This is a genomic window from Polynucleobacter sp. 73C-SIWE (assembly GCF_018882465.1).
In the GTDB taxonomy this organism is placed as follows: domain Bacteria; phylum Pseudomonadota; class Gammaproteobacteria; order Burkholderiales; family Burkholderiaceae; genus Polynucleobacter.
The window spans coordinates 907,836-933,987 of the sequence record NZ_JACVOK010000001.1 but is presented as its reverse complement, the minus strand read 5'-3'; the positions used below and the strand labels follow the sequence as shown (position 1 = coordinate 933,987).

The 26,152-nt window shown below is 46.4% G+C and carries 29 protein-coding genes; 12 read left to right on the top strand and 17 right to left on the bottom strand.

The window, feature by feature from the left end:
- From ICN17_RS04840 to ICN17_RS04810, 7 genes are all read right to left on the bottom strand, one after another.
- Complete coding sequence (locus ICN17_RS04840) at positions 1–714, bottom strand: ABC transporter ATP-binding protein (RefSeq protein ID WP_216236361.1); 714 nt, start codon at positions 712–714, stop codon at positions 1–3.
- On the bottom strand, positions 714–1,490 hold the full coding sequence (locus ICN17_RS04835) for an ABC transporter ATP-binding protein (RefSeq protein WP_370625947.1): 777 nt from the start codon (positions 1,488–1,490) through the stop codon (positions 714–716). Before ICN17_RS04835 ends, ICN17_RS04840 begins: the two co-directional genes overlap by 1 nt.
- Positions 1,487–2,524: a branched-chain amino acid ABC transporter permease gene (locus tag ICN17_RS04830; protein ID WP_370625961.1), complete on the bottom strand. Its 1,038-nt coding sequence runs from the start codon at positions 2,522–2,524 to the stop codon at positions 1,487–1,489. The genes ICN17_RS04835 and ICN17_RS04830 overlap by 4 nt, the downstream gene beginning before the upstream one ends.
- Before the next feature lie 43 nt (positions 2,525–2,567).
- Positions 2,568–3,503 carry a branched-chain amino acid ABC transporter permease gene (locus ICN17_RS04825; protein ID WP_216236360.1) on the bottom strand — a complete coding sequence of 312 codons (936 nt, stop codon included), beginning with the start codon at positions 3,501–3,503 and terminating at the stop codon, positions 2,568–2,570.
- A 64-nt stretch (positions 3,504–3,567) separates the two neighbouring features.
- Entirely contained in the window at positions 3,568–4,743 is a 1,176-nt protein-coding gene (locus ICN17_RS04820; RefSeq protein WP_216236670.1) for a branched-chain amino acid ABC transporter substrate-binding protein, read from the bottom strand.
- Between the two features lie 28 nt (positions 4,744–4,771).
- Positions 4,772–5,713 carry a 4-hydroxy-3-methylbut-2-enyl diphosphate reductase gene (ispH, locus tag ICN17_RS04815; RefSeq protein WP_216236359.1) on the bottom strand — a complete coding sequence of 314 codons (942 nt, stop codon included), beginning with the start codon at positions 5,711–5,713 and terminating at the stop codon, positions 4,772–4,774.
- 3 nt (positions 5,714–5,716) lie between these two features.
- Positions 5,717–6,163, bottom strand: a complete 447-nt coding sequence (locus ICN17_RS04810) for a peptidylprolyl isomerase (protein ID WP_216236358.1) — start codon at positions 6,161–6,163, stop codon at positions 5,717–5,719.
- A 3-nt stretch (positions 6,164–6,166) separates the two neighbouring features.
- Between ICN17_RS04810 and radC the strand changes: the two genes are divergently transcribed.
- The 3 genes from radC (at position 6,167) to rpmG (ending at position 7,446) form a co-directional block, all read left to right on the top strand.
- Entirely contained in the window at positions 6,167–6,886 is a 720-nt protein-coding gene (gene radC / locus ICN17_RS04805) for a DNA repair protein RadC (protein WP_216236357.1), read from the top strand.
- A gap of 147 nt (positions 6,887–7,033) precedes the next feature.
- Complete coding sequence (rpmB, locus tag ICN17_RS04800; RefSeq protein ID WP_011903570.1) at positions 7,034–7,267, top strand: 50S ribosomal protein L28; 234 nt, start codon at positions 7,034–7,036, stop codon at positions 7,265–7,267.
- A gap of 11 nt (positions 7,268–7,278) precedes the next feature.
- Complete coding sequence (rpmG, locus tag ICN17_RS04795) at positions 7,279–7,446, top strand: 50S ribosomal protein L33 (RefSeq protein WP_015421876.1); 168 nt, start codon at positions 7,279–7,281, stop codon at positions 7,444–7,446.
- An 85-nt stretch (positions 7,447–7,531) separates the two neighbouring features.
- On the opposite strand, the gene ICN17_RS04790 is transcribed toward rpmG, so the two are convergent.
- Genes ICN17_RS04790 through purN form a run of 3 tightly spaced genes read right to left on the bottom strand, consistent with a single transcriptional unit; the run spans position 7,532 to position 10,944 of the window.
- The gene (locus ICN17_RS04790; RefSeq protein ID WP_216236356.1) at positions 7,532–8,731 is read right to left on the bottom strand and encodes an acyl-CoA desaturase; all 1,200 of its coding nucleotides are present in this window, start codon (positions 8,729–8,731) and stop codon (positions 7,532–7,534) included.
- Positions 8,732–8,773: 42 nt separating this feature from the next.
- Positions 8,774–10,318, bottom strand: coding sequence for an RsmB/NOP family class I SAM-dependent RNA methyltransferase (locus tag ICN17_RS04785; RefSeq protein ID WP_216236355.1), 1,545 nt, complete (start codon positions 10,316–10,318; stop codon positions 8,774–8,776).
- Complete coding sequence (gene purN, locus ICN17_RS04780; RefSeq protein WP_216236354.1) at positions 10,315–10,944, bottom strand: phosphoribosylglycinamide formyltransferase; 630 nt, start codon at positions 10,942–10,944, stop codon at positions 10,315–10,317. The genes ICN17_RS04785 and purN overlap by 4 nt, the downstream gene beginning before the upstream one ends.
- A 39-nt stretch (positions 10,945–10,983) precedes the next feature.
- Here purN and ICN17_RS04775 point away from each other — a divergent pair, with 39 nt between their 5' ends.
- The 5 genes from ICN17_RS04775 to dut are packed head-to-tail and all read left to right on the top strand — an operon-like array spanning position 10,984 to position 16,995.
- Positions 10,984–11,934 carry a bifunctional riboflavin kinase/FAD synthetase gene (locus ICN17_RS04775; RefSeq protein WP_216236353.1) on the top strand — a complete coding sequence of 317 codons (951 nt, stop codon included), beginning with the start codon at positions 10,984–10,986 and terminating at the stop codon, positions 11,932–11,934.
- Entirely contained in the window at positions 11,909–14,785 is a 2,877-nt protein-coding gene (gene ileS / locus ICN17_RS04770; RefSeq protein ID WP_370625960.1) for an isoleucine--tRNA ligase, read from the top strand. The genes ICN17_RS04775 and ileS overlap by 26 nt, the downstream gene beginning before the upstream one ends.
- An 11-nt stretch (positions 14,786–14,796) precedes the next feature.
- Positions 14,797–15,285, top strand: a complete 489-nt coding sequence (gene lspA / locus ICN17_RS04765) for a signal peptidase II (RefSeq protein ID WP_216236352.1) — start codon at positions 14,797–14,799, stop codon at positions 15,283–15,285.
- A gap of 9 nt (positions 15,286–15,294) precedes the next feature.
- Positions 15,295–16,506 carry a bifunctional phosphopantothenoylcysteine decarboxylase/phosphopantothenate--cysteine ligase CoaBC gene (gene coaBC, locus ICN17_RS04760; RefSeq protein ID WP_216236351.1) on the top strand — a complete coding sequence of 404 codons (1,212 nt, stop codon included), beginning with the start codon at positions 15,295–15,297 and terminating at the stop codon, positions 16,504–16,506.
- 39 nt (positions 16,507–16,545) lie between these two features.
- Positions 16,546–16,995 carry a dUTP diphosphatase gene (gene dut, locus ICN17_RS04755; RefSeq protein WP_216236350.1) on the top strand — a complete coding sequence of 150 codons (450 nt, stop codon included), beginning with the start codon at positions 16,546–16,548 and terminating at the stop codon, positions 16,993–16,995.
- Between the two features lie 59 nt (positions 16,996–17,054).
- Here dut and ICN17_RS04750 read toward each other — a convergent pair whose 3' ends face one another.
- Genes ICN17_RS04750 through clpS form a run of 3 tightly spaced genes read right to left on the bottom strand, consistent with a single transcriptional unit; the run spans position 17,055 to position 19,925 of the window.
- The gene (locus tag ICN17_RS04750; protein WP_087909442.1) at positions 17,055–17,288 is read right to left on the bottom strand and encodes a hypothetical protein; all 234 of its coding nucleotides are present in this window, start codon (positions 17,286–17,288) and stop codon (positions 17,055–17,057) included.
- A 25-nt stretch (positions 17,289–17,313) separates the two neighbouring features.
- A complete protein-coding gene (gene clpA / locus ICN17_RS04745) occupies positions 17,314–19,620 on the bottom strand; it encodes an ATP-dependent Clp protease ATP-binding subunit ClpA (protein ID WP_216236349.1) in 2,307 nt (768 codons plus the stop codon).
- Entirely contained in the window at positions 19,617–19,925 is a 309-nt protein-coding gene (clpS, locus tag ICN17_RS04740; RefSeq protein WP_370625959.1) for an ATP-dependent Clp protease adapter ClpS, read from the bottom strand. The genes clpA and clpS overlap by 4 nt, the downstream gene beginning before the upstream one ends.
- A 325-nt stretch (positions 19,926–20,250) precedes the next feature.
- Between clpS and ICN17_RS04735 the strand changes: the two genes are divergently transcribed.
- The gene (locus ICN17_RS04735) at positions 20,251–20,454 is read left to right on the top strand and encodes a cold-shock protein (protein ID WP_011903586.1); all 204 of its coding nucleotides are present in this window, start codon (positions 20,251–20,253) and stop codon (positions 20,452–20,454) included.
- Positions 20,455–20,536: 82 nt separating this feature from the next.
- Positions 20,537–20,989 carry a DUF192 domain-containing protein gene (locus tag ICN17_RS04730; protein WP_216236348.1) on the top strand — a complete coding sequence of 151 codons (453 nt, stop codon included), beginning with the start codon at positions 20,537–20,539 and terminating at the stop codon, positions 20,987–20,989.
- Positions 20,990–21,060: 71 nt separating this feature from the next.
- Here ICN17_RS04730 and ICN17_RS04725 read toward each other — a convergent pair whose 3' ends face one another.
- From ICN17_RS04725 to argF, 3 genes are all read right to left on the bottom strand, one after another.
- Positions 21,061–21,366, bottom strand: coding sequence for a pyrimidine/purine nucleoside phosphorylase (locus ICN17_RS04725; protein WP_216236347.1), 306 nt, complete (start codon positions 21,364–21,366; stop codon positions 21,061–21,063).
- A 30-nt stretch (positions 21,367–21,396) separates the two neighbouring features.
- On the bottom strand, positions 21,397–22,629 hold the full coding sequence (locus ICN17_RS04720; RefSeq protein ID WP_216236346.1) for an argininosuccinate synthase: 1,233 nt from the start codon (positions 22,627–22,629) through the stop codon (positions 21,397–21,399).
- Positions 22,630–22,691: 62 nt separating this feature from the next.
- A complete protein-coding gene (argF, locus tag ICN17_RS04715) occupies positions 22,692–23,639 on the bottom strand; it encodes an ornithine carbamoyltransferase (RefSeq protein WP_216236345.1) in 948 nt (315 codons plus the stop codon).
- A gap of 152 nt (positions 23,640–23,791) precedes the next feature.
- On the opposite strand from argF, the gene ICN17_RS04710 reads away from it, so the two are divergent.
- Complete coding sequence (locus ICN17_RS04710) at positions 23,792–24,106, top strand: DUF3579 domain-containing protein (RefSeq protein WP_087909448.1); 315 nt, start codon at positions 23,792–23,794, stop codon at positions 24,104–24,106.
- Positions 24,107–24,179: 73 nt separating this feature from the next.
- Here the strand turns inward: ICN17_RS04710 and rpsT are convergent, their stop codons facing one another.
- Entirely contained in the window at positions 24,180–24,446 is a 267-nt protein-coding gene (rpsT, locus tag ICN17_RS04705) for a 30S ribosomal protein S20 (RefSeq protein ID WP_071466054.1), read from the bottom strand.
- A 151-nt stretch (positions 24,447–24,597) separates the two neighbouring features.
- Here rpsT and murJ point away from each other — a divergent pair, with 151 nt between their 5' ends.
- A complete protein-coding gene (murJ, locus tag ICN17_RS04700; RefSeq protein WP_216236344.1) occupies positions 24,598–26,151 on the top strand; it encodes a murein biosynthesis integral membrane protein MurJ in 1,554 nt (517 codons plus the stop codon).
- The last annotated feature ends 1 nt before the right edge of the window (position 26,152 follow it).

Sequence of the window (26,152 nt, the reverse complement as noted above, 5' to 3'; positions counted from 1 at the left end):
CTATTCACCCAAGTAGGCTGTTCGCACTCTAGAGTCTTCCAGCAACTCTTTACCAGAGCCGCTCAAGGTAATTAATCCACTTTCCATGACATAAGCACGATTAGCCATCTGCAAAGCCAATCGTGCGTTTTGCTCCACCAAGAGAATGGTCATTCCATTGGCTGAGAGATTGCGGATAACATCGAAAATAGTTTCGACCATGATAGGCGATAAACCCATAGACGGCTCATCGAGCAGCAATAACTGAGGTTCCGCCATCATCGCCCTGCCCATCGCTACCATTTGCTGCTCGCCACCGGAAAGCGTTCCTGCCAATTGCGATAAACGCTCTTTCAGTCTCGGAAAATAGGAGTAGACCTCCTCTAGCTTTTGTTTAACGGCTGTGGCATCCTTTTTCAAGAATGCACCCATCTGTAGATTTTCCAGAATGGTCATGCGCTTGAACACACCGCGACCTTCCGGAACCATACCTAAGCCCAGCTGGACCAACTCATATGCCGGCAGTTTCTCGGCACGCTGACCTAAAAACTGAATTTCACCTGCCGATGGAGTCAGCACACCCGCAATCGCTTTCAAGCTTGAACTCTTACCAGCACCATTGGCGCCAATTAAAGCGACTAGCTCACCTCGATCAACGTGCAAATCAATTCCTTTGACGGCATTGATACCGCCATAAGAAACTTTGAGATTTTTTACATTCAGTAAGGCGCTCATTACACCGCCCCTTGACCGAGATAAGCCTTAATCACTTCTGGATGTGTACGCACATCTGCAGGTTTACCAGAAGCAATCACTTTGCCATAATCAAGCACTGTCAAGCTATCGCAAATACCCATCACTAAGCTCACATCATGCTCAATTAATAGAATGGTTTTGCCATCCGCCTTAATACGCAGCAATAGCTCGCGGAGTTCTAACTTTTCAGTTGCATTCATGCCCGCGGCTGGCTCATCCAAAGCTAAGAGCTTAGGTTCAGTAGCTAAAGCCCTAGCAATTTCAAGGCGACGTTGATGGCCATAGGAAAGATTGCGTGCCTCCACACTGGCAAACTCAGTCAGCCCAACATAAGCAAGTAACTCAAGGGATTTATCGCGGATAGATTGCTCTTCACGTTTTGTTGCTGGAAATCGAAAGATTGCCCCAAGGACTCCAGCGTTTGAGCGGCAATGACAACCCACCATCACATTCTCAAGAGTAGACATTTCACCAAAGAGGCGAATGTTCTGAAAGGTTCTGGCTAAACCAGATTTCGTTACCTCAGAGACTGACTCTGGAAAGTAAGACTGTCCATCGAATAAAAAAACGCCTGAGTCTGCTGGATATAGACCTGTAATGACGTTAAAGAAAGTCGTCTTGCCTGCGCCATTAGGCCCAATCAAGCCCACAATCGATCCATGCGGCACCTGCAAGCCAACCGATTCCAGTGCGCGCACTCCACCAAAACGCTTAGAGACGTCTGCAACATCAAGGAGTAAATGGGCTGACATCATTTAGCCTCACTCTTTTGCCAAATACCGCCTGGGCGATACAACATGATCAATATGAGGGCTAAGCCATAAATCAATTGGCGAAGGACTTCGACATCTACCAATACATGTCCAAATAAAGCTTGCTGCACAGGCTGCGCAATGGCACGCAATACCTCCGGAAATATCGCCAGAAGAACTGCGCCAAGAATGACACCAGGAATGTGGCCAATGCCACCTAACACTACCATCGCCAAGACGACAATTGACTCCCAAAGCGTAAATGACTCCGGAGAAACAAAGCCTTGAAAGGCGGAAAAGAGAACACCAGCAACGCCTGCAAAGGATGCTCCAATCGCAAAAGCCAGCAACTTCATATTGCGCGTATTAATGCCCATCGCCTTGGCAGCAATCTCATCTTCGCGAATTGCGACCCACGCCCTACCAATCCGTGAATCTTGTAAGTGAATACAAACAATCGCTACAGCAATCGCTAAGAGTAGGAATAGATAAAATACCAAATACAGGCCTGGAATTTGTATAAAACCGAGATCTAAAGGTTTTGCAAATGAAATCCCAAAGAATTGGATTGGATCTATTGAAGCGATACCTTTAGGCCCATTAGTCAGATTGAATGGGCGATCAAGATTATTCATAAAGATACGAATAATTTCCCCGAAACCCAAAGTGACGATGGCTAAGTAATCACCCCGTAACTGCAATGTTGGAAATCCTAAGATCACTCCAAATAGAGCGGCCAGAATGATTGAAAATACTGCAACGGTCAAAGGAGAAAAATGCATCCCCTCCGGAAAGGCTGATGCAATCGTCTCAAACTGCTGCGGTAAATGGGGAGATGCAAGCAATGCAAAGCTATAAGCACCAAGAGCATAAAAGGCGATGTAACCCAAATCCAATAAACCAGCAAAACCAACAACTACATTGAGCCCTAGCGCAAGAACGATATAGAGCAAGGCAAAATCAAGTACTCGCACCCAGTAATTTCCGCCACTGGAACCTACCACCCAAGGCAACAGAATTAATGCAACAACACCAATCCACCAGTAAGCAGATTTTGGTAAACGCTGAAATAGCGCGCCCTTAAGCACGATCGGAAACCCTTTCGCCCAAGAGGCCAGTGGGACGCAAGACTAGCACCAGGATTAATACCAAGAACGCAAAGATATCTTGATAGTTCGAACCAAAAACACCGCCAGTCAATTCTCCAATATAGCCTGCGCCTAATGATTCAATTAATCCCAAAAGGAGGCCGCCTAACATCGCTCCTTTTAAATTTCCAATACCGCCCAATACAGCGGCCGTAAATGCTTTCAGTCCGGGAATAAATCCCATATAAAAATGGACATTGCCATAGTTACTCGCAATCATTACGCCAGCTAAACCGGCAAGAGCCCCACCCAGCATGAAAGTAATGGAGATGACACGATTAGGATTAACGCCCATCAAACCGGCAATTTGAGTATTCTCGGCAGTGGCTCGCATTGCTCTACCCAGTTTTGTTTTTTCAACCAAAAACAATAAACCGCACATCACAGCCAGAGCAACAATGATGATGACAATCTCTTTGCCGGTAATCGTTGCACCACTTCCCCATAAATCAATTGGAATTGAGGGTAATAACTGTGGATAAGTCATTGGATTGCGCGACCAAATCATCATGGCAATGGTTTGCAACAAGATCGACATACCAATTGCTGAAATCAAAGGAGCTAAGCGTGGAGCGTTGCGCAAAGGACGATAGGCAATACGCTCGATCCAATAACTTAGGCCCGCACACACTGCCATCGTCACCGGTAGAACAATTAAAAGTGTTAGCCAACCTGGAAGACCGCTAGTTAAGCCTAATACCAATTGCAGCAATGAAAGCGATACCATGGCACCAATCATGAGTACTTCGCCATGAGCAAAATTAATAATCCCCAAGACCCCATAAACCATGGTGTAACCCAAGGCAATTAGGGCATAGATGCTACCGAGCACTAAGCCATTAATAATTTGCTGAAGGAGAATATCCATTGAGAAAATTGCACTCTATAAAAAAATAGCACCGCATCAGCGGCGCTATTTTGATCAGAGTAAATTACATCTTAATAACATCAAGAACTGTTTTCTTCTTGTCTTTGAAGTCATATAAAGTAATCACGCCTTCTTTCATATCGCCTTTATTGTCAAAGGCGATATTGCCAACCAAACCATTCATCTTTGTATCAGGCATCACAAGCAAGATCTTTGCTTGATCAGTTGAATTGGCTCGCTTCATTGCGTCGACCAAGACATAAACGGCATCATAGGTAAATGGCGCATAAATCTGAACATCGGAGTTAAAGCGCTCCTTGTAGCGTTTCTGGAAGTCGGCTCCCTGCGCCATCTTTGATAGAGCCATGCCAGCCTCCGAGCAAGTGACATTCACCACAGCATCACCAGCTAGTTCTGCCAACTTCTCTGTACACATGCCATCTCCACCAACCACCTTAGCCTGAATACCAAGCTCTGCTGCTTGCTTTGTTAATGGGCCGCCAGTAGCATCCATACCGCCATACATGATGACATCAGGCTTGCTACCTTTAATCTTGGTAAGGATGGCCTTGAAATCCGTTGCCTTGTTATTACTTGCTTCACGGGTAACTACCTTGACACCAGCAGCTTTGATGGTCTTTTCAAACTCATCCGCCAAACCTTTGCCATACTGCGTAGAGTCATCAATGATGGCTACTGTTTTCGCTTTCAGAGTGCCCACAACATAGTTAGCTAATGCTGGACCTTGCTGTGCATCTGTGGCAACTAAGCGATAAGTCGTTTTAAAACCTTGCTTGGTGTAATCAGGATTGGTAGCTGATGGAGAGATTTGAGTAATCCCAGCATCACTATAAATTTTTGATGCAGGAATACTAGTTCCAGAATTGAGGTGGCCAACTACACCGGCAACCTTAGCATCCACCAATTTCTGTGCAACTTGAGTAGCAGTCTTCGGATCTTCAGCATCATCCTCAGGCACTAAAGTCAAAACTACTTTCTTTCCATCGATGGTGAGACCAGATTTATTAATCTCTTCAATAGCCAAGCGAGCGCCATTTTCATTGTCTTTACCCAAGTGGGCGATTGGACCAGTCAACGGAGCCACATGTCCAATTTTGACTTCTGTTCCATCTACCGAAGCCTTATCGCCACTCTTGCCACAACCCAACAAGATGACGGTCGCTGCCGCTACTGCAATAGTACTTTTTACAAAAATCACTTTTGACACTTTTGAGTTCATCATGCGCAGCTCCTCTTTTATAGATACTTCAGTCGACTAAATTTTTTGGCAATGAAAAGATCACGTCTTCGACAACGCCCTCTAAGGCACGAACCTGTCGTGGACCAAATTCTTGAATACGCGCCACTATAGATTGCGCAAGGCTTTCAGGGGCTGATGCACCAGCAGTTAAGCCGATACGCTTTTTACCCACAAACCATTCGGGCTTCAGTTGCTCGGGGGCATCCACCATGTAAGAAGGTACGCCCAATTTTTCTGATAATTCTCTCAGGCGATTCGAGTTTGAACTTGCTGCACTTCCCACCACAATAACTAGCTCCACTTGTGGAGCCATAAATTTCACAGCATCTTGACGATTCTGAGTGGCATAACAAATATCTTGTTTACGCGGCTGAACAATATTAGGGAATTTTTTCGTGAGCGCCCCAACAATTTCTTTAGTTTCATCTACTGACAATGTAGTTTGGGTCACGAATGCAATCTTTTCATCGCTTGGGAAAGACAAAGATTGGACATCAGCAACATTCTCAACCAGAAAGACTCCCTCTTTCACCTGGCCCATAGTTCCCTCAACTTCAGGGTGCCCTGCATGACCAATCATCAAAACAGTAAAGCCGTCTTTGCACATCTTGACCACTTCAAAATGGACCTTAGTGACCAATGGGCAAGTAGCGTCATACACCTGCAAGCCACGTTCTTGAGCATCTTTGCGTACCTCTTGAGAGACGCCATGGGCGCTGAACACCACGATTCCACCCTTAGGAACCTCATGCAGCTCTTCCACAAATACCGCGCCCTTCTCACGCAATTCATTCACAACATAAGCGTTGTGAACAATTTCATGGCGTACATAAATTGGCGCGCCAAAACGGGTCAGAGCTTCATTCACAATATTGATTGCGCGATCAACACCCGCACAAAAACCACGGGGCTGAGCCATCAAAATTTCAAACTTATCTGGATTAGTCATGTTTTAAAGAATCGCTACGATTTCTGCTTCGAAAGTAACCGGCCTACCGGCCAAGGGATGATTAAAGTCAAACCACGCACCTTCATCATCAATCGATTGCAAAACACCTGCATATTGAGCGCCGCCCGGCGCATTAAATTCAATCACATCGCCTGGATTAAATTCCGTATCGGCATCGCGACCTTCCTTCAGGGCATTCAAAGAAACCCATTGCACCAAATCTTCTTTGCGCTCACCAAAACTTTCTTCCGGCGGTAGTAAAGCACTTTTCTTCTCACCAACCCCAAGCCCTAACAACACTTTCTCAAAACAAGGTGCAAATTGTCCAGAACCCATCAGAACCGTCGCAGGGCGATCAACAAAAGTATTGATGTAGTCCTCCCCATTGGGCAAAGTGAGCCGATAGTTGAGGGTCAAGTAGGAATTCGGCAGAACGGCAAGCTTAGTCATAAGATGATTGTATCTAGGCCAGCGAAAGCTGTGCACTCCCCAATTACCAATTGGCCCAAAAATGAGCAGCCTCGGGAGAAATTGAGGCTTCATGGCGCAGCCGCGCTTTCTGATGCGGAACTCCTCGCTATTTTTTTGCGGGTTGGCGTGCGGGGTAAAAGCGCAGTGGCCCTAGCAAAAGATTTACTTCACCATTTTGGAAGCCTCCCCCGCTTATTAGGCTGTAGTCGCGAAGAATTGACCCGCATCCATGGGATGGGGCTATCTAAATGGTCGCAAATTCAAGCAGCTTATGAGCTAGTTAAGCGCAGTCTTGAAGAGGGGCTGGCACAGGACTCCATCTTTTCCTCCCCAAGCCACGTCAGAGAGTTCTTGCAGGCGAAAATTGGCCGTTTGCCACATGAGGTCTTCCTTTGCCTCTACCTGGACTCACGCCTTCACCTCATAGAGTGTCAGGAGCTATTTAGGGGGTCTATTACCCATACAGCGGTGTATCCCCGAGAAATCCTGAAGGAGGCCCTTTCTAGAAACGCGAGCGCCCTCATCGTGGCCCATAACCACCCCAGTGGCAACCCATTGCCAAGCGAGTCGGACCAAGATCTAACTAGAACCCTGCAAAATGCCCTGCAGTTAGTAGATATTGCACTTCTTGACCACTGCATAGTTAGCGGTAGTGGTTTTTTCTCTTTTTCGGACTCAGGCCTTATGAATATTAGCAATTAATGGTAGTAATTACTAACTTATTGGCTATTTAAAAGATTTTTCAGCTGTTTTGTCATCAAAAGGCCAAAGCCAAAGCCATTTAGGGCTAGCCCAAAATAGGCTAGGACTGATACAATCTTCTTTTTTCGCAATTAATGGAGTTATGTCATGGCAAAAGTTTGCCAAGTCACTGGGAAGAAGCCGATGGTTGGCAACAATGTATCCCATGCAAACAATAAAACGAAGCGTCGCTTTTTGCCGAATTTGCAAAACCGTCGTTTCTGGGTTGAATCTGAAAACCGCTGGATTAGCTTGCGCTTAACCAATGCTGGTTTGCGCGTTATCGACAAGAACGGCATTGATGCTGTGCTGTCTGATCTACGTGCACGTGGCGAAATTTAAGGAGCGCACAAATGGCTAAAGGCGGCAGAGAAAAAATCAAGTTAGAGTCATCAGCTGGTACTGGTCACTTCTACACTACTTCCAAAAACAAGCGTACTAAGCCTGAGAAAATGGAGATCATGAAGTTTGATCCAACTATTCGCAAGCACGTTGCTTACAAAGAAACAAAGCTGAAGTAATTTACTTCAAGCAAATAAAAAACCCGCTTAGTTGCGGGTTTTTTATTGCCTAAATCTTTTAACTCCTTACGCTTATCTCAACTCCTTAAGCGTAACGACGCAATCTTAATGAAAACTCACGCAAACTTGTTAAGCCGCTATCTTCAGCGCGCTGACACCATGCGTGTAACTGCAAGACCAACTGCTCTCTAGTAGCGCTTGAACGGCTCCAGATCGCTTGTAGATCGCGACGCATCTCAATCATCTTACGTAGTTGTGCATTACTAGCCATAAGTTCCTCAAGCTTTACTTTTTCATCATCACTCAAGCGAGACTCATCTTTAGATAGCCAAGTACGAGCATCACCCAAATGAGATGCCAGAACTTGCATATGTTGTACTTCATTGCTAAAGAAATTGCGCAAGGTCTTACTGTAGCGCGCCATGATTTCATAACGATTTGCAATGATGGCCTCTAATGTATTTTGATCAGCAGGACGTAAATCACTCAGCACTGGTTTAGGTGAAGTCTTTTTTACTGTTGCCAAACCAACAGCACTCATCATCTGAATATAGAGCCAACCAATATCAAACTCGTACCATTTATTTGATAACTTAGCGCTCGTAGCAAAGGTATGGTGATTGTTATGCAACTCTTCACCACCAATCAAAATTCCCCAAGGCAAAATATTGGTAGAAGCATCTTCGCAATCAAAATTACGGTAGCCCCAGAAGTGGCCAATACCATTAATCACCCCAGCTGCAGTGATTGGGATCCACAACATTTGCACAGCCCAAACTGTTAGGCCGATACCACCAAACAAAAATACATCGATGATGAGCATGATGGCAACGCCCTGCCAAGAAAACTTGGAATAAATATTGCGCTCAAGCCAGTCATCGGGAGTGCCATGACCAAACTTCTCCATCGTCTCTTGATTCTTGGCTTCATTTTTATAGAGCTCAGCACCCCGAGAAAGTACGGTACCAATTCCTAAAACTTGTGGGCTATGGGGATCGTCAATGGTTTCGCATTTGGCATGATGCTTGCGATGAATGGAGGCCCACTCTTTAGTCACCATACCAGTAGTTAACCAGAGCCAAAACCGGAAAAAATGAGAAACAATCGGATGCAGGTCCAAGGCGCGATGAGCTTGGCAGCGATGCAAAAAGATAGTCACGGCAGCGATTGTGATGTGGGTTACCGCCAAGGTGAACAAGGTAATCTGCCACCAAGACCAATCCAAGTAGCCATTTGCTAGCCAATTGAGGGATAAATCAAAACCTGAGCTTGAAACTGTATTCAAAATTGAATCCTATTTAAGTAATAGCTCTTATTTTAGAGCTTTTTAGGTCTTTTTTGGCTTATCTTTCGCTAACTCTTCAGATTTTGGCTTTTCAGCCTTTTCAGGCTTGCTGCCTTTTTTCTGGAAAACAGCCCCAAAAAAGCCATCGGTACCATGAATATGCGGCCATAACTGCCACCATGGATTATCCAGAGAGCATCCTAAAGGTAATTTTTGCTTTGGAAACAATGACTTCAGAACTTCTGCAGCTGGAACAACCTCAAACTCCGGGTGTTTGGCCAGAAATTCTTCTGCAATTCCTTGATTTTCTTGGGGTAAAAGGCTGCAAGTGGCATAAACCAGACGGCCACCAGGTTTAAGTAAACGGGCAGCTGAACTCAAAATATTCATTTGCTTTTGGTTGAGCTCTAAAACCCCCGTTGGAGTTTGACGCCATTTAAGGTCTGGATTACGCCTTAATGTGCCCATTCCACTGCAAGGGGCATCTACCAAGACCCGATCAATCTTTCCGGCTAAACGTTTGATCTTGGCGTCATTCTCACTATCAATCCATACCGGATGAACGTTAGAGAGGCCGCTACGGGCTTGTCGTGGCTTTAAATTCGCTAGGCGGCGCTCAGATGTATCAAACGCATAAAGACGTCCGGTAGAACGCATCAGGGCACCAATCGCCAAAGTCTTACCACCCGCCCCAGCACAAAAGTCGACAACCATCTCACCACGCTTAGGGGCAAGCAAATACGCTAAGAGTTGACTACCTTCATCCTGAACTTCAAACATGCCCGCTTTAAATCCAGCAGTATTTTGCAAAGCAGGCTTGCCCATAATGCGCACACCATCTGGCGCATAGGGAGTTGGAATTGCTTGATAACGACCGCCTAATGCATTCATCTGCACAAGTAATTCTTCGCGATTCGTTTTCATGGTATTTGCGCGTAAATCCAAAAGTGCTGGATGCATTAATGACTTAGCCAACTCTTCACGAGTTTCTTCGCCAGGATATTTTCCAAATGCATCCCATAACCACTCTGGCAAATTATTACGAACCAAGGGATTTAATGCGGCAGGGTCTACCGTAGCAAAACGTTGCAGCCATTCATACTCACCTGGCTTAAGAACGTGTGCCAAATCTGCAATGGCACTTTCGGCACGATTCGCAGAGCCGAGCCCACCCTCAGACAGCGCAGACAGCAAACCCAATAGGGCTAAGCGTCTAGCCTGGGACCCTTCACCACTCGAAGCGAATTGTGAGAACTCATTTTTACGGCGCAAAATTGCGAATGCGCTTTCAGCAATTAATGCGCGATCACGATTTCCGAGTTGTGGCTCAGCACGAAAATAACGGCTTACTACGCGATCTGCGGGCTGCTCAAAACTGAGTAGCTCAGGTAGCAATCTTTCCAAATGAATCGCATGCTGCGGCAACGCCTTGGCATTCGAGAAATTCTTTTGACCCTCTGGCGCAATTAAATTACCGCTAGCATTACGTCGCTCTGGGCGACGAAGCGGATCTTTAGATTTGGTAGCGTAGCTTTTATGCGGAGCTAGTCTGTTTCCAGATTTGCGGGGTGGACGTTCTGCACTCATAATTTAAAAAATTGCGACTCGGGGGGTTGTAACTTCACTTGATTACCTTCTATTCGCAATCGTCCATCAAGAAACCATTTTACGGCCCGTGGGTAAATCTGATGCTCAGCAGTTAAAACACGGGCTGCCAAGGTAGCGGGATCATCGCCATTCAGAACCGGAACGGAGGCTTGGCAAATAATCGGTCCCTCATCAACCCCTTCAGTGACAAAGTGGACTGTAGCGCCATGCTCCTTGACGCCAGCCTCTAAAGCCCGCTCATGGGTGTGCAAACCTGGGAATGCAGGCAAAAGGGCTGGGTGAATATTGACTAGGCGCCCCTCAAAATGGCGAATAAAGCCCGGGGTGAGAATTCTCATAAAACCGGCTAGTACCACTAAATCAGCCCCTAAAGCATCAATTTGCTCGATTAAGGCGGCATCAAAGGCTTCTCGAGAAGCATGCTCTTTATGTTCCACGACCAAAGCCGGAATACCCTGGGAGCGAGCAAAATCAAGGCCCTTAGCCGCTGAGTGATTGGCTATGACTCCCGCAAATTTGACTGGCCATTGCTCTTTTTGGGCAGTTTTAACGATGGCCTCGAAATTGGATCCGCGGCCCGAGATTAAGGTAACGATAGAAAGCATGCTCACAATATAATTGATGGCTACCCTGAAAGCGATTTTGTGAACGTATTCCGTGGCCCGACCCAGTTTTCTGCAGGACCTGCTTGTGCCCTCAGCATCGGTAATTTCGATGGCGTGCACAGGGGTCATCGCGCCCTACTGAAACAGCTCGTGGATGGCGCCAAAGAACGGGGCCTAGTAAGTTGCGTCATGACCTTCGAGCCACACCCAAAAGAATTCTTCTCACCAGAGCAAGCGCCGCCGCGCATTCTGAATCTGCGCGACAAACTTGCCGCCTTGGCCGAACTCGGAATTGATCGTGTCATGGTGGAGCATTTCAATACAGCATTTGCTCGTCTCACTCCAGAAGAATTTGTTTCAGAAATTATTGTGAAGCGCCTGAATGCCAAATGGATTTTGATAGGCGATGATTTTTGCTACGGTGCAAAACGTACAGGCAATTTTTCCAGCCTTAAAGCAGCCGGTGAAAAATATGGTTTTGAAGTCTCTAGTATTCAAACGATTTTGGAGGATGGTGAGCGGATTTCAAGTTCCGCATTACGTACTGCACTTGCCAATGGCAACATGCATTTAGCTGAAAAATTATTAGGCCGTCCCTATGCAATTTCTGGTCATGTCATTCATGGACAGCAATTGGGCCGCAAACTTGGCTTCCCCACCTTAAATCTTGCAGTTGGCAATCACTTGCATCACCGTAAGCCGGCAACTACTGGAATTTTTACTGCGCAAGTCTTGGGCCTCAGTGAAAAGCCCTTACCCGCTGTAGCCAGCCTGGGTATTAGGCCCACAGTAGAGGATGAAGGACGCGTACTACTGGAGACGCACATCTTTGATTACCAACAAGATGTCTATGGAAAAATTATTACCGTAGAGCTCTTAGAAAAAATTCGTGACGAGGCTAAGTATGATGACCTCGACACCCTCACAAATGCAATTGCAGCAGATGCAAAGCATGCCAGAAATTATTTCCAGAAAAAAGCTTATGTCTGAAAAAGAAAACTCTTATCCCGTGAATCTTCTTGATACCGCATTTCCAATGCGAGGAGATCTAGCGAAGCGTGAACCACAATGGGTCGCTCAGTGGCAAAAAAATAAGCTCTACGAAAAAATTCGTGCGGCACACGCCAATCAACCGAAGTTCATCTTGCATGATGGACCCCCATATGCAAACGGTGATATTCATATTGGTCATGCGGTCAATAAAATCCTCAAAGACATGATTGTTAAATCTCGCTGGTTGATGGGCTTTGATTCTGTATATGTTCCTGGCTGGGATTGCCATGGCATGCCTATTGAGATTCAGATTGAAAAGCAGTTTGGCAAAAACCTACCAACTGCTGAAGTGCAATCGAAAGCCCGTGCCTATGCGCAAGTGCAGGTCGACAAGCAGAAAAAAGACTTTGAGCGTTTAGGTGTTCTCGGTGATTGGAACAACCCTTATCTCACCATGAACTATCGCAATGAGGCTGATGAAATTCGCGCCTTGGGCAAGATCTGGGAAAAGGGTTACGTCTTCCGCGGCCTCAAGCCAGTGAACTGGTGCTTTGACTGCGGCTCAGCCCTAGCAGAAGCTGAAGTCGAGTACCAAGATAAAACAGACCCAACCGTAGATGTTGGTTTTGCCTTTGATGATGCGCAACGCCCACAACTTGCCAAAGCATTTGGGCTGTCAGAGCTTCCCAATAAGCCTGGCCAGATTGCGATCTGGACAACAACCCCTTGGACCATTCCTGCAAACCAAGCAATGAACGTTCACCCAGAACTGACTTATGCATTAGTAGATGTTGGCGATAAGTTATTAATCCTAGCAAAAGATCGGGTTGAAACTTGTCTACAAGACTATGGCCTCGAAGGCAAAGTGATTGCAACGTGTACCGGCACTCAATTAGCCAATATTTCTTTCTGGCATCCGCTTGCGCCATTGCATGAAGGCTACAAACGTCTTTCACCAATTTATCCAGCCGAGTACGTCACACTCGACACTGGTACGGGCATTGTTCACTCTGCACCTGCCTATGGCGAAGAAGACTTTAAGTCTTGTAAAGCAAACAAACTGGCTGATAAAGACATTCTCAATCCAGTCATGGGCAATGGCGTATATGCATCATGGTTACCGCTCTTTGCTAACGAGTACATCTGGAAAGCAAACCCCAAGATTGTGGAGGCAATGCGCGAAGCTGGCAGCTTGCTCCGCGATAAGACCTATACCCACTCGTATATGCATTGCTGGCGTCATAAGTCACCCATCATCTATCGCGCTACTTCGCAGTGGTTTGCAAGCATGGATAAGAAACCATCCGATGGTAAGGCGAGCTTGCGTGAGACTGCATTAGCGGGCATTGATAGCACTGAGTTCTTCCCTGCCTGGGGCAAGCAACGTTTGCACAGCATGATTACCAATCGCCCTGACTGGACTTTGTCACGTCAGCGCCAATGGGGTGTGCCAATGGCTTTCTTTGTGCATAAAGAAAGTGGTGAACCGCACCCACGCACCGTTGAGTTACTCGAAGAAGTAGCCAAGCGCGTAGAAAAGGGTGGCATTGAAGCCTGGCAGCAACTTGAAGTGTCAGAGTTGCTTGGTGATGAAGCTGCTCAATATGAAAAGAATCGTGACACTCTCGACGTTTGGTTTGATTCCGGAACAACGCATTGGCACGTGATCCGTGGCTCGCACCATAATAAGCTTCTTACAGCTGATGCAGAAACCCCCAATGGACGCCTAGCTGATTTATACCTTGAAGGCTCAGACCAACATCGCGGCTGGTTCCATTCCTCCCTACTCACTGGTGCAATGCTTGATGGTAAGCCACCTTATAAAGCACTCCTCACCCACGGATTTACTGTTGACGGCCAAGGGCGCAAGATGAGTAAATCTGTTGGCAACGTAATTGCTCCACAGCAAGTTGCTGACAAGCTCGGCGCTGAAATCATTCGCCTCTGGGTAGCCTCAACCGACTACTCTGGTGAGATGACGATCTCGGATGAGATTCTCAAACGGGTTACCGAGAGTTATCGCCGCATTCGCAACACACTTCGCTTCTTATTAGCCAATCTCTCTGATTTTGATCCTAGCAAACATGCCATGCCTGCTGAGCAATGGTTAGAAATTGATCGCTATGCCGTCGCATTAGCAAATCAAATCCAGGGTGTTGTTGAAGCGCACTACAAAGCATATGAATTCCATCCTGCTGTAGCTCGTATGCTGTCATTCTGCTCAGAAGATTTGGGTGGATTCTATTTAGACATTCTGAAAGATCGTCTCTATACCAGCGCACCTGACTCACCGGATCGTCGTGCGGCACAGAATGCTTTATTTCACATTACGCGCAATCTCTTGAAATGGCTCGCTCCATTCCTCTCCTTTACCGCAGAAGAGGCATGGCAAGATTTTCCACATGGCGCAGGGAATAAGGCAGAGTCGATCTTCATGGAAGAGTTTGCTAGCTTCCCTGAAATTGCCAATGCAAATGAGTTACTCGATAAGTGGAACCGTATCCGCGAAATCCGCTCTGAAGTCACTAAAGCAATTGAAGTAGAGCGCGAAGCCGGAAATGTTGGCTCATCACTACAGGCTGAACTGACTATTAAAGTTGGTGATGTTGACTTTGCAATCCTTCATTCATTAGAGGATGACTTACGCTTTGTAACAATTACCTCAAGTGCCAATATTGAACTTAGTAATGAAGGTCTAGAGGTCTTAGTGCGTGGCAGTCAATACAAGAAGTGTGGTCGCTGCTGGCATCACACTAAAGATGTCGGTAGTAATGCCGATCATCCTGAGCTCTGTAGTCGCTGCATTAGCAATCTTTTTGGCGATGGTGATCACCGCCTCTTTGCTTAATAGCTAAATTTATGAGCCTGGCATATCTACGCTATCTCGCAATTGCACTGATCACCCTGCTCTTGGATCAATTGAGTAAATGGTCAGCATTAAGTAATTTGCAGCTAGGTGTGCCGGAGCCAGTTCTTCCTTTTGTGAATTGGCTCCTCCTGTTTAATCCTGGAGCAGCGTTTTCTTTTTTGGCGGAAGGCTCTGGTTGGCAACGCTGGTTCTTTACCATTATTGGCCTAGCAGCCTGCGTTTATATCCTCTGGCTACTACGCAAAAGTCTCAATGACAAAATGCTATGCGTATCGCTAAGTCTGATCCTAGGCGGTGCTCTTGGTAATGTTTTAGATCGAGTCATGTACGGAGCCGTTGTTGACTTTATTGATCTGTATTACTCAAGTTGGCATTGGCCCGCCTTCAATATTGCCGATAGCGCTATCTGCATTGGTGCTGGCCTCATCATTTGGAGTGAATTACGCAAGTCATTTGGCAAATCTGCCCAATCCCATTAAGCTGGCGCCATGCAATCACTTTTAAATAAGAAAATCGTTCTCGGAATCTCTGGCGGTATTGCCGCCTATAAGACTCCTGAGCTTGCTCGTCAGTTGATGCAAGAAGGCGCTTCAGTACAAGTTGTCATGACTGAGGCTGCAACGCAATTCGTAACGCCTGTCACTATGCAAGCGCTCACGGGTAATCCGGTTTACACCAGTCAGTGGGATAGCAGCATTAGTAATAATATGGCCCATATCGAGCTATCGCGTGCTGCAGATGCCATTGTGATTGCACCTGCCAGTGCTGACTTAATGGCCAAGCTATCTCTAGGGTTAGCTGATGATTTACTCAGCACTCTGTGTCTTGCAAGAGATTGTCCGCTTTTACTCGTACCCGCAATGAATAAACAAATGTGGGAACACGCTGCTACCCAACGCAGCGTAAAGCGGCTAGAGCAAGATAAGGTTACCCTTCTTGGCCCAGCAAGCGGCTTTCAGGCCTGTGGAGAGGTTGGTATGGGCAGAATGCTTGAGCCATCTGAAATTGCTGAACAAGTGATCGCTTTCTTTCAGAAAAAAACTTTGCTTGGAAAGAAAGTTTTAATTACTGCAGGCCCAACCTTTGAAGCCATTGATCCAGTTCGCGGCATTACCAATCACAGTTCAGGCAAGATGGGATTTGCAATTGCACGCGCTGCAGTCGAAGCTGGTGCACAAGTACAGCTAATCGCCGGCCCTTGTGATTTGGCAACACCATTAGAGGCGACTGGAAAGATTGCGCGCACTAATGTCACTAGTGCCAGAGAAATGCATCTAGCAGTACTCAATGATGCTGATTACGACATCTTCTTTGCTGTTGCTGCAGTAGCCGATTGGGGTATTGCAAAGCCCTCAAAAGAAAAGATTAAGCGTCAAGGCAAAGATGCGCCGAGTATTGAATTTATTGCTAATCCCGACATTCTGTTGGATGTGGCAAAGACCGTTAAGACCAAAGGTGGCAAACCATATCCATATTGCGTTGGCTTTGCAGCCGAATCTACCGACCTCGAGGCGCATGCAGCTGAAAAGCGTCAGCGTAAAGGGATCCCAATGGTTGTGGGTAATATCGGTCACGAAACCTTTGGTAGCGACCTCAACCAATTGCTGGTAGTTGATGAAACTGGAAGCAAGAAAATTGCTAAAGCTGAAAAGCTTCAGCTCGCACGTCAACTCATTACGCTAGTTGCCAAGAAAATTTAAATCATTTTTTAATTTATATCTACCGCTTTAGGAAATTCCATGCAATCCCTTCAAGTCAAAATTCTCGATGAACGTATGCGCGATCAATTGCCAACCTATGGCACGCCAGGCAGCGCAGGTCTAGATTTACGTGCGTGCATTGATGCAACTATTGAGATTGCGCCAGGCCAAACTGTTTTGGTACCAACCGGCCTAGCAATTTATGTGGAAGATCCCCGTTATGCCGCATTTATTCTCCCGCGTTCTGGTCTTGGGCATAAGCACGGGATCGTGTTAGGAAACTTAGTTGGCTTAATTGATTCTGACTACCAAGGGCAACTGATGGTGAGTACTTGGAATCGTAGCTCAACCCCATTTAAGTTAGAACCAATGGAGCGCCTAGCCCAATTAGTGGTGATGCCAGTCCAGCAAGTAGAACTCAAAGTAGTTGAGGAATTTACTGAGAGTAGTCGTGGTGCTGGCGGCTTTGGTAGCACTGGCAGAGCTTAAGCTACCAAGCCTCAATAAAAAAGCCACCCTCAGGTGGCTTTTTATTTCAGTAACTTCACTTACTTACGAATATGCGCTTTGCGTGCTGCATCTTGCGACATGCCAGCACCGGCGCCTTCTCGAGACTCCTTCTCAGCAGAAATTTCTTTACGACGCTCTTTACAAGAGCCTGCAATTTCCTGCAAGGCCTTACGAGCACGAGTAGCGGAAGCTTTAATTCCTTTACCTTCAAACTTTTCATGCTCAGCTTTATAAACCTCAAAAGCATCCAGCAATTTATCGTGATGGGACATGTTTTCCTTTTCTTATTATGTGAATTTAAATTTCTTCTGCAGGAACTACATCTACTTTTGCAGTCTTTCCGGGAAGCGCGGGGGCCTCAAAGTTCAATTGCACTTTGCCATCAGCATCAATATCAACATCTACATGGCCACCCTGCGCCAACTTACCAAAGAGCAACTCATCAGCAAGCGCCTTGCGTACAGTATCTTGAATGATGCGCTGCATAGGACGAGCACCCATTAATGGATCAAATCCGTGTTTGGCCAGATGAGCACGCAATGCTGAGCTGAATGTGGCGTCAACCTTCTTCTCATGCAACTGTTCTTCCAACTGCATTAAGAACTTATCAACCACCCGCATGATGATGGTTTCATCAAGGGCCTTAAAGGAAACGATGGCATCCAAACGGTTACGGAACTCTGGGGTGAAGAACTTCTTAATGTCCGCCATCTCATCACCAGACTCGCGTGCATTAGTAAAGCCGATGGTCGATTTCTGCATCGCTTCAGCGCCAGCGTTGGTCGTCATGATGATGATGACATTACGGAAATCCGTCTTGCGACCATTGTTGTCCGTTAAAGTGCCGTGGTCCATTACCTGCAAGAGGATATTGAAAATATCCGGATGGGCTTTTTCAATCTCATCTAGTAAAAGCACGCAATGTGGCTTCTTGTTTACAGCCTCAGTCAGCAAGCCGCCCTGATCAAAGCCAACATACCCTGGAGGCGCGCCAATCAAACGGCTGACCGCATGACGCTCCATGTACTCTGACATATCAAAGCGAAGCAACTCAATACCTAAGATATAGGCGAGCTGCTTTGCAACTTCAGTCTTACCAACACCCGTTGGGCCGGAAAATAAAAATGAACCAATTGGACGATCGATCTTGCCTAGACCGGCACGTGTCATCTTAATGGCGCTAGCGAGTGCTTCGATTGCGGGATCTTGGCCGAAGACCACACTCTTAATATCGCGATCCAAGGTTTGTAATTTGCTACGGTCATCGACCGTAACGGACTGCGGTGGTATACGTGCAATCTTCGCAACAATCTCTTCGATCTCTGGACGACCGATCGTTTTCTTCTGTTTAGACTTCGGCAAAATACGTTGAGCAGCACCAGCCTCGTCAATCACATCGATTGCTTTATCCGGTAAATGGCGATCGTTAATATAGCGCGCAGAAAGCTCTGCTGCAGCCACCAAGGCCCCAGCAGCATACTTCACACTATGATGCTCTTCAAAACGAGACTTGAGGCCTCGCAAGATTTGTACTGTCTGATCCACGGTTGGCTCAACGACATCCACTTTTTGAAAGCGGCGTGACAAAGCAGCGTCTTTTTCAAAGATGCCGCGATACTCAGTAAAGGTTGTTGCGCCAATGCACTTCAGTTGACCATTGGATAAGGCAGGTTTTAAAAGATTGCTAGCATCCAAAGTTCCACCTGATGCGGCACCCGCACCAATCAGCGTATGAATTTCATCGATGAATAAAACGCCATGAGCATGATCCTTCAGGGATTTGAGAACACTCTTTAAGCGTTGCTCAAAGTCACCCCGATATTTAGTACCAGCAAGCAGGGCACCCATATCTAAGGAATAGACAGTTGCATTAGCCAAGATGTCAGGTACGTCACCCTTTACGATGCGCCAAGCCAAGCCCTCTGCAATGGCGGTTTTACCAACACCGGCCTCACCAACCAATAGTGGGTTGTTCTTACGGCGACGGCAAAGGACCTGAATTACGCGCTCTACTTCGCTTTCACGCCCAATGAGCGGATCAATCTTGCCTTGGCGAGCTAGTGCATTGAGATTTTGTGTGTACTGATCCAGCGGACTCTCTTTACCAGAGGAGGCAGCCTCTTCTGTTTCTTGAGCGGCATCTGCAGGCTTTACATGCTCGGTTTGATCTTTACGAACGCCATGACTAATAAAGTTCACTACATCCAATCGGGTCACGCCTTGCTGCTGCAAGAAATAGACTGCATGTGAATCTTTTTCGCCGAAGATAGCAACCAAGACATTTGCGCCAGTGACTTCTTTCTTACCATTCGAGGTTGATTGCACATGCATGATTGCGCGTTGAATCACACGCTGAAATCCAAGCGTAGGCTGTGTATCAACCTCATCATTACCCGGCACAACTGGAGTGTTGTCATTGATAAAGTTTTTCAGTTGTGCACGCAGCTCGGCGATATTGACCGCGCAGGCCTTAAGAACCTCGACCGCGGTTGCATTATCCAAGAGCGCGGCCAACAAATGTTCAACCGTAATGAACTCGTGTCGTGATGCCCTCGCGTCAACAAACGCCATATGCAAACTAACTTCTAATTCTTGGGCAATCATGCTTCCTCCATAGTGCACTGTAGTGGGTGGCCCGCTTCACGCGAGAGTTCGATAACTTGATGCACCTTTGTGGCAGCAACATCGCGAGTAAATATCCCGCAAACACCTTTGCCAACTAAATGAACTTGCAACATGATGCGTGTAGCAGTTTCATGATCCTTATTAAAATACTCCTGAATCACCATCACCACAAATTCCATTGGCGTGTAATCGTCATTCAATAGTAAAACTTTATACATTGAGGGCGCCTTAACCTTCTCGGCCTGCTTTTCGAGAAGAATGGTGTCCTCAATATAGGGATTCATTGGTACGCCAGTAGTAGGGTTTTTTGGTGGACGGCTCATGAGAAACATTCTAAACACAGATATTCAAACTTTAATTTACTAGGGTCTTGTTGCTAAAAACCTGCAAAATTGACCTGTTAAACCCATATTGGGGCATTTTTCAGTAAAAAAAGGGGTATTTACTAGGGGGTAAGTGAATATAACTCCTTGACACCCCTACAAAAAGGGCAAACAATCGGGGGGTAGGCTTCAAAAGAGGTTCTATTTAGGCGTGTTGTGGAGCGAGACTGATTAAAAAGTATTTACCCTCATCACGGTTGTTTTAAGTTTATGTAATGGAGTTCGCATGGCGACCGGAATTGTTAAGTGGTTCAATGATGCAAAAGGTTTTGGCTTTATCAAACCTGATGATGGTGAAGAAGAGTTGTTCGCGCATTTCAGCGCAATTACTATGCCTGGGTTCAAAACCCTTAAGGAAAACCAAAAGGTAACGTTTGACATTACCCAAGGCCCTAAAGGCAAGCAAGCTACTAATATCCAAGCAGCTTAATCTGCTTTAGATCATTACTAAAACCCAGGACTTGTTCCTGGGTTTTTTTTCGTCTGAAATTTACTCACTTAAAATGCGCTACATGCATATATCAATCAATATTTTTCGCCATCTGATTCCTTGCGCCCTTTTGGTCAGTTCAAGCCTGGCCTTCGCGCAAGTAAATACTAGCTTGCCAACAGTTGAACTAAAGACCGGGATCTACCGCATTCAAGCAGAGCTAGCCGATACCCCAGAAAAAAGACAGATTGGTTTAATGAATCGCACCAGCATGCCAATGAATTCTGGAATGCTCTTTGTGTTTGAAGAAAAGGCTGGGCACTGCTTTTGGATGTTTAACACCAAGATCCCCCTCGCGATTGCATTCATTGCAGACGATGGCAAGATTGTGAATATTGAAGAGATGCAAGCCGGAACAACGAATAACCACTGTCCTAAAGCTGCAGTGCGTTACGCGCTAGAGATGAATAAACAATGGTTCTCTGAACGGGTTATTGGCCCTGGGTCTGTAATTAGCGGACTACCCAAGAAATAATAGCTACATTCTCTACCGGAAATAAAAAACGCAGACCTTGGTCTGCGTTTTACTTTAGTAGGGCGAACTATTTATTCGAAGTGACATACATAGTGCACTGGCTGCTCAGCTCTGATAATGAAGTAGCCACCCTTCTCTACTTCCCAGCTTTGACCGACTTTGAACTCTTGCTCTGGAGCACCATTAATGCTCACAAAAGCAGTGCCATCAACTACTTCCATTACTTCTCTAGTGCTGAGGTCAAAACGCAAGGTGCTTGGCAACACAACGCCAACCGACTTACGCACGCCATTGGGCAGAGTCACGGTGTGCGATACACACTTACCATCAAAAAATACATTGGCTTTTTTGCCTACTGAAACTTGATCAAATTGCATCTTGGTTCTTTCTCATCTGATTATTACGAATTACTTCTTTGCACGCTTCCGTTTTGCTGTCTCAGCAATTCGCATACGCAAGGCATTGAGTTTGATAAACCCACCAGCATCAGCCTGGTTATAGGCGCCACCATCATCATCAAAGGTCGCGATGTTTTGATCAAACAAGGTATTTGCAGAATCACGTGAGATTACGGATACAGAACCCTTATAGAGTTTTAAGCGTACAACGCCATTCACCATCTGCTGGGTATGGTCAATCAGAGTTTGCAAAGCAACACGCTCTGGTGCCCACCACAAGCCGTTGTAAATCAAGCTAGCGTAGCGTGGCATCAAGTCATCCTTTAAATGAGCCACTTCGCGATCGAGCGTAATACTTTCAATGCCACGGTGTGCTTTGAGAAGAATTGTGCCACCTGGAGTCTCATAGCAACCACGACTCTTCATGCCAACGAAACGGTTTTCTACCAAATCAAGACGGCCAATGCCATGCATGCCACCAATACGATTGAGCTCAGCCAATAACTCATGTGGCTTATAGGCTTTGCCATTAATCGCAACAGGATCACCGGCTTTAAATTCGATCTCAATAACTTCAGGAGTGTCTGGAGCCTTTTCAGGAGAAACCGTCCAACGCCACATAGACTCTTCTGCCTCTGCGTTTGGATTCTCTAAATGGCGACCTTCATAACTGATATGTAAGAGATTGGCATCCATCGAGTATGGTGAACCACCCTGCTTGTGTTTCATCTCAACTGGGATGCCATGCTTTTCTGCGTAAGCCATCAACTTCTCGCGTGAGAGGAGATCCCATTCGCGCCATGGTGCAATCACTTTAATTCCTGGCTCAAGTGCGTAGTAACCCAACTCAAAGCGTACCTGGTCATTGCCTTTGCCAGTAGCACCATGGGATACAGCATCCGCACCGGTCAAACGAGCAATTTCAATTTGACGCTTGGCAATTAATGGGCGAGCGATCGAGGTGCCTAAGAGGTATTCGCCTTCGTAAATCGTATTGGCGCGGAACATTGGAAATACAAAGTCGCGAACAAACTCTTCACGCAAGTCATCAATAAAAATATTTTCTGGCTTGATACCGAATTGCAATGCTTTTGCACGTGCTGGCTCTAGCTCTTCACCCTGGCCGAGGTCAGCAGTAAAGGTAACAATCTCACAACCATAAGTGTCTTGAAGCCATTTCAAGATCACACTAGTATCGAGTCCACCGGAATAGGCTAGTACGGCTTTTTTAATATCAGACATGATTTTTTATTCAATCAAAAATTAATTAATAAACAACGAATATAAATTACTAAAATATAGTATTAGTCCAAGCGGCCACAGAGCAAATACTCCATCAAGGCCTTCTGCACATGTAAGCGATTTTCTGCTTCTTCCCAAACAATACTTTGCGGACCATCAATCACACCCGTAGAAACCTCTTCACCACGATGCGCTGGCAAACAATGCATAAATAATGCGTCCGACTTTGCTAGTGACATTAATTCTTCATCGACCATCCAATCTTGGAAAGCATTCATGCGTGAAGTGTTTTCAGCTTCATAGCCCATGCTGGTCCAAACATCGGTAGTGACCATGTCTGCGCCCTTGCACGCATCTTTTGGGTCAGTACAAATTGTGAGGTGTTTTGCCGCTGCCTTGGTTAAACGAGATGCGTCTAACTGATAACCTTCGGGCGCTGAGAAGCGAATCTGAAAATCCAAACACTCGGCAGCCTGAATCCAGGTGTAAGCCATATTATTAGCATCTCCAACCCAAGCAACTGTCTTACCTTGGATTGAGCCGCGAGCTTCTACCAGCGTAAAGATATCTGCCAATACTTGGCAGGGATGATATTCATTGGTAAGGCCATTAATCACTGGCACTCTGGATTTGGAGGCAAAACGCTCAATGATGTCTTGGCCGAAGGTGCGAATCATAATGATGTCCGTCATCCTTGAAATCACTTGTGCCGCGTCTTCTACAGGCTCGCCACGACCTAACTGGGTATCACGGGTATTGAGGTATACGGCATGCCCGCCAAGCTGATGTATGCCCGCCTCAAAAGAAAGACGGGTACGTGTGGAATGCTTCTCAAAAATCATGGCCAATGTGCGGTCATGAAGAGGGTGCCAAGTTTCGTAACTCTTGAACTTCGACTTGAGCCATGCCGCTCTTTTCAGCAGGTAGTCATATTCTTCGCGGGTAAGGTCAGAAAACTGCAGATAGTGCTTGACCTGACCGGGCACTTGAGGCTTTGCCAGAGATGTCATAGTTGAGCTTTCTACTAAAGTTTTGGCTTGCATTTTTTTCTTAAAACATTCGACTGCACGAAAATAGAACCTAAAGTCATCTTACGGCCAACTCAGGCTGTTAAGCTAGAGGGCTTAGTAATATTGATTCCCACCACCTTCTTGACGCGAACTTGAACCACAAAAAGCTTTTCATTCAAGGCATCACCACTTCTGGCAAACCATTTCGGCCCAGTGATTGGGCGGAGCGTCTGTGCGGGGTCATGGCTAGCTTTCGCCCCCCAGGAGATTCTGGAGACCCTCGCTTCACTTATTCGCCCTATGTCAGACCAGTGCTTATTGCAAAAGTGAAATGCGTTGTTATCGATACCAGACTAGGAGATCTTGATCCAAGGGCGCTTGACTTTGTCATGAACTTTGCCAAAGACAACGACCTTCCAATCGAAGAAGCCTGTGAGTTTGAACCCAAACCACAAACCCAGTCCTAAAAACAAAAACCCGCTCTGATGAGGAGCGGGCCTAGGCCGAAATTACTTCGACCAGCCTAAAACTAATACTGTATTACGCTGCCATCGCCTTAATGGCTGCGGACAAACGTGACTTCTGACGAGCTGCAGTATTTTTATGAGCAATCTTTTTGTCAGCAATCTTGTCGATTGTTGCTTGAGTTGCTGCGAATACTTTCGCTGCAGACGCTTTATCACCAGTTTCAATAGCCTTACGAACTGCCTTGATGGAAGTGCGTAGCTTTGAACGCAAACTGGAGTTATGTTCGTTCTGTTTTACTGCCTGGCGTGCGCGCTTACGCGCTTGTGCTGTATTGGCCATCTTTAAACCTTGCCTCTATAAATTACAAAATGCGATTAGTTAAAAATCCTGCGGTCTTGCCAGATTCATAAGCAAGCTCGCCAAAACCCAAGATTTTACCTTAAAGGGGCAAAAAAGCCCAGTCGACCCATAAATAGGTGAAAATCGGCTCATGAACCTGCTTTCTGCCGCCGCCAAGGTTAGCTCCCTCACCATGCTCTCCCGCATTACGGGATTGCTCCGGGAGACCCTGATTGCCCGTAGTTTCGGGGCCTCAGAGTGGACGGATGCCTTTAATGTGGCATTCAGGATCCCCAATTTACTGCGTCGTTTATTTGCTGAAGGGGCCTTTTCTCAGGCTTTTGTACCTATTTTGGGAGAAATCTCCAAGGATGGGGACCAAAAACAGGCCCACATCCTCGTTAATGCGGTCGCCACCCTCTTATTTTGGGCTTTACTGCTCACGGTATTGCTAGGCGTCATTGGCGCACCCTTGCTCATTCTGGTGATTGCCACCGGGTTTAGTGGTGGTCCAGCCTATGAGGCTAGCGTTGTGATGACCCGCATCATGTTTCCCTATATCGGGCTGATTTCTCTCGTTTCACTATCGGCTGGAATTTTGAATACTTTCCAGCGTTTCGCGATCCCAGCATTTACGCCAGTTTTATTAAACCTGGCCTTAATTGGAAGTGCGCTATTTTTAGCGCCCCATTTGGAGCAACCAATCTACGCCTTGAGTGTTGGCGTGCTCTTAGGTGGCTTCTTGCAATTGGCAATTCAGATTCCCGCACTTTCTCGCCTAGGACTTTTGCCACGCATTGGTTTATTACCAGGCGCCGTTAAATCTGCTGTTGCCAATCCTGAAGCAAGGCGAGTTTTAAAGTTGATGGGGCCGGCAGTCTTTGCTGTATCGGTCGCACAAATATCCCTCATCATTAATACTAATATTGCCTCACGCTTACAAACTGGAAGTGTGTCCTGGCTATCCTATGCCGATCGCTTGATGGAGTTTCCAACAGCCTTATTAGGTGTGGCTTTAGGCACTGTTCTACTTCCAAGTCTGAGTAAGGCCAATGCAAAAAATGATTTAGCGCACGCCGGTGAATTATTAATCTGGGGATTGCAACTCACATTCTTATTAGCTACACCCTGTGCAATTGCGCTCTTTATTTTCGGCGAACCACTTGCGGCAGTCTTGTATCACTATGGAAAATTTAATGCACTAGATGTCCTGATGACGCAACGCGCATTAGCTGCTTATGGCGTTGGTTTGATTGGATTAATTTTGGTCAAAATTTTGGCGCCTGGTTTTTATTCACGCCAAGATATACGCACCCCAGTAAAAATTGGCCTGCTGGTTCTTGTCGTAACCCAATTAGCAAACATCATTTTTGTTCCCTGGCTAGGACATGCAGGCCTAGCCCTCTCTGTTGGTGCTGGTGCCTGCCTCAATGCCGCTCTGCTATGGGTTGGCCTGCATCAGCGTGGCGCCCTACCTAGCTCGGCTTGGGCAAAATACCTTGGGCAGCTGTTTGTTGCCTTGCTACCTTTTTCAGCCGTCCTTTTTTATGCTGCTGGAGCACATGATTGGATTGCCCTCCAGGCCGAACCCTGGACGCGCATTGGTCTGCTGGGGGCATGGCTGGCTACTGCTGCCATTGTTTACTTTAGCGCCCTAGGTCTTGTTGGAATTCGCTGGCAAAAATTCTTGCGTCATGCAAAATAGG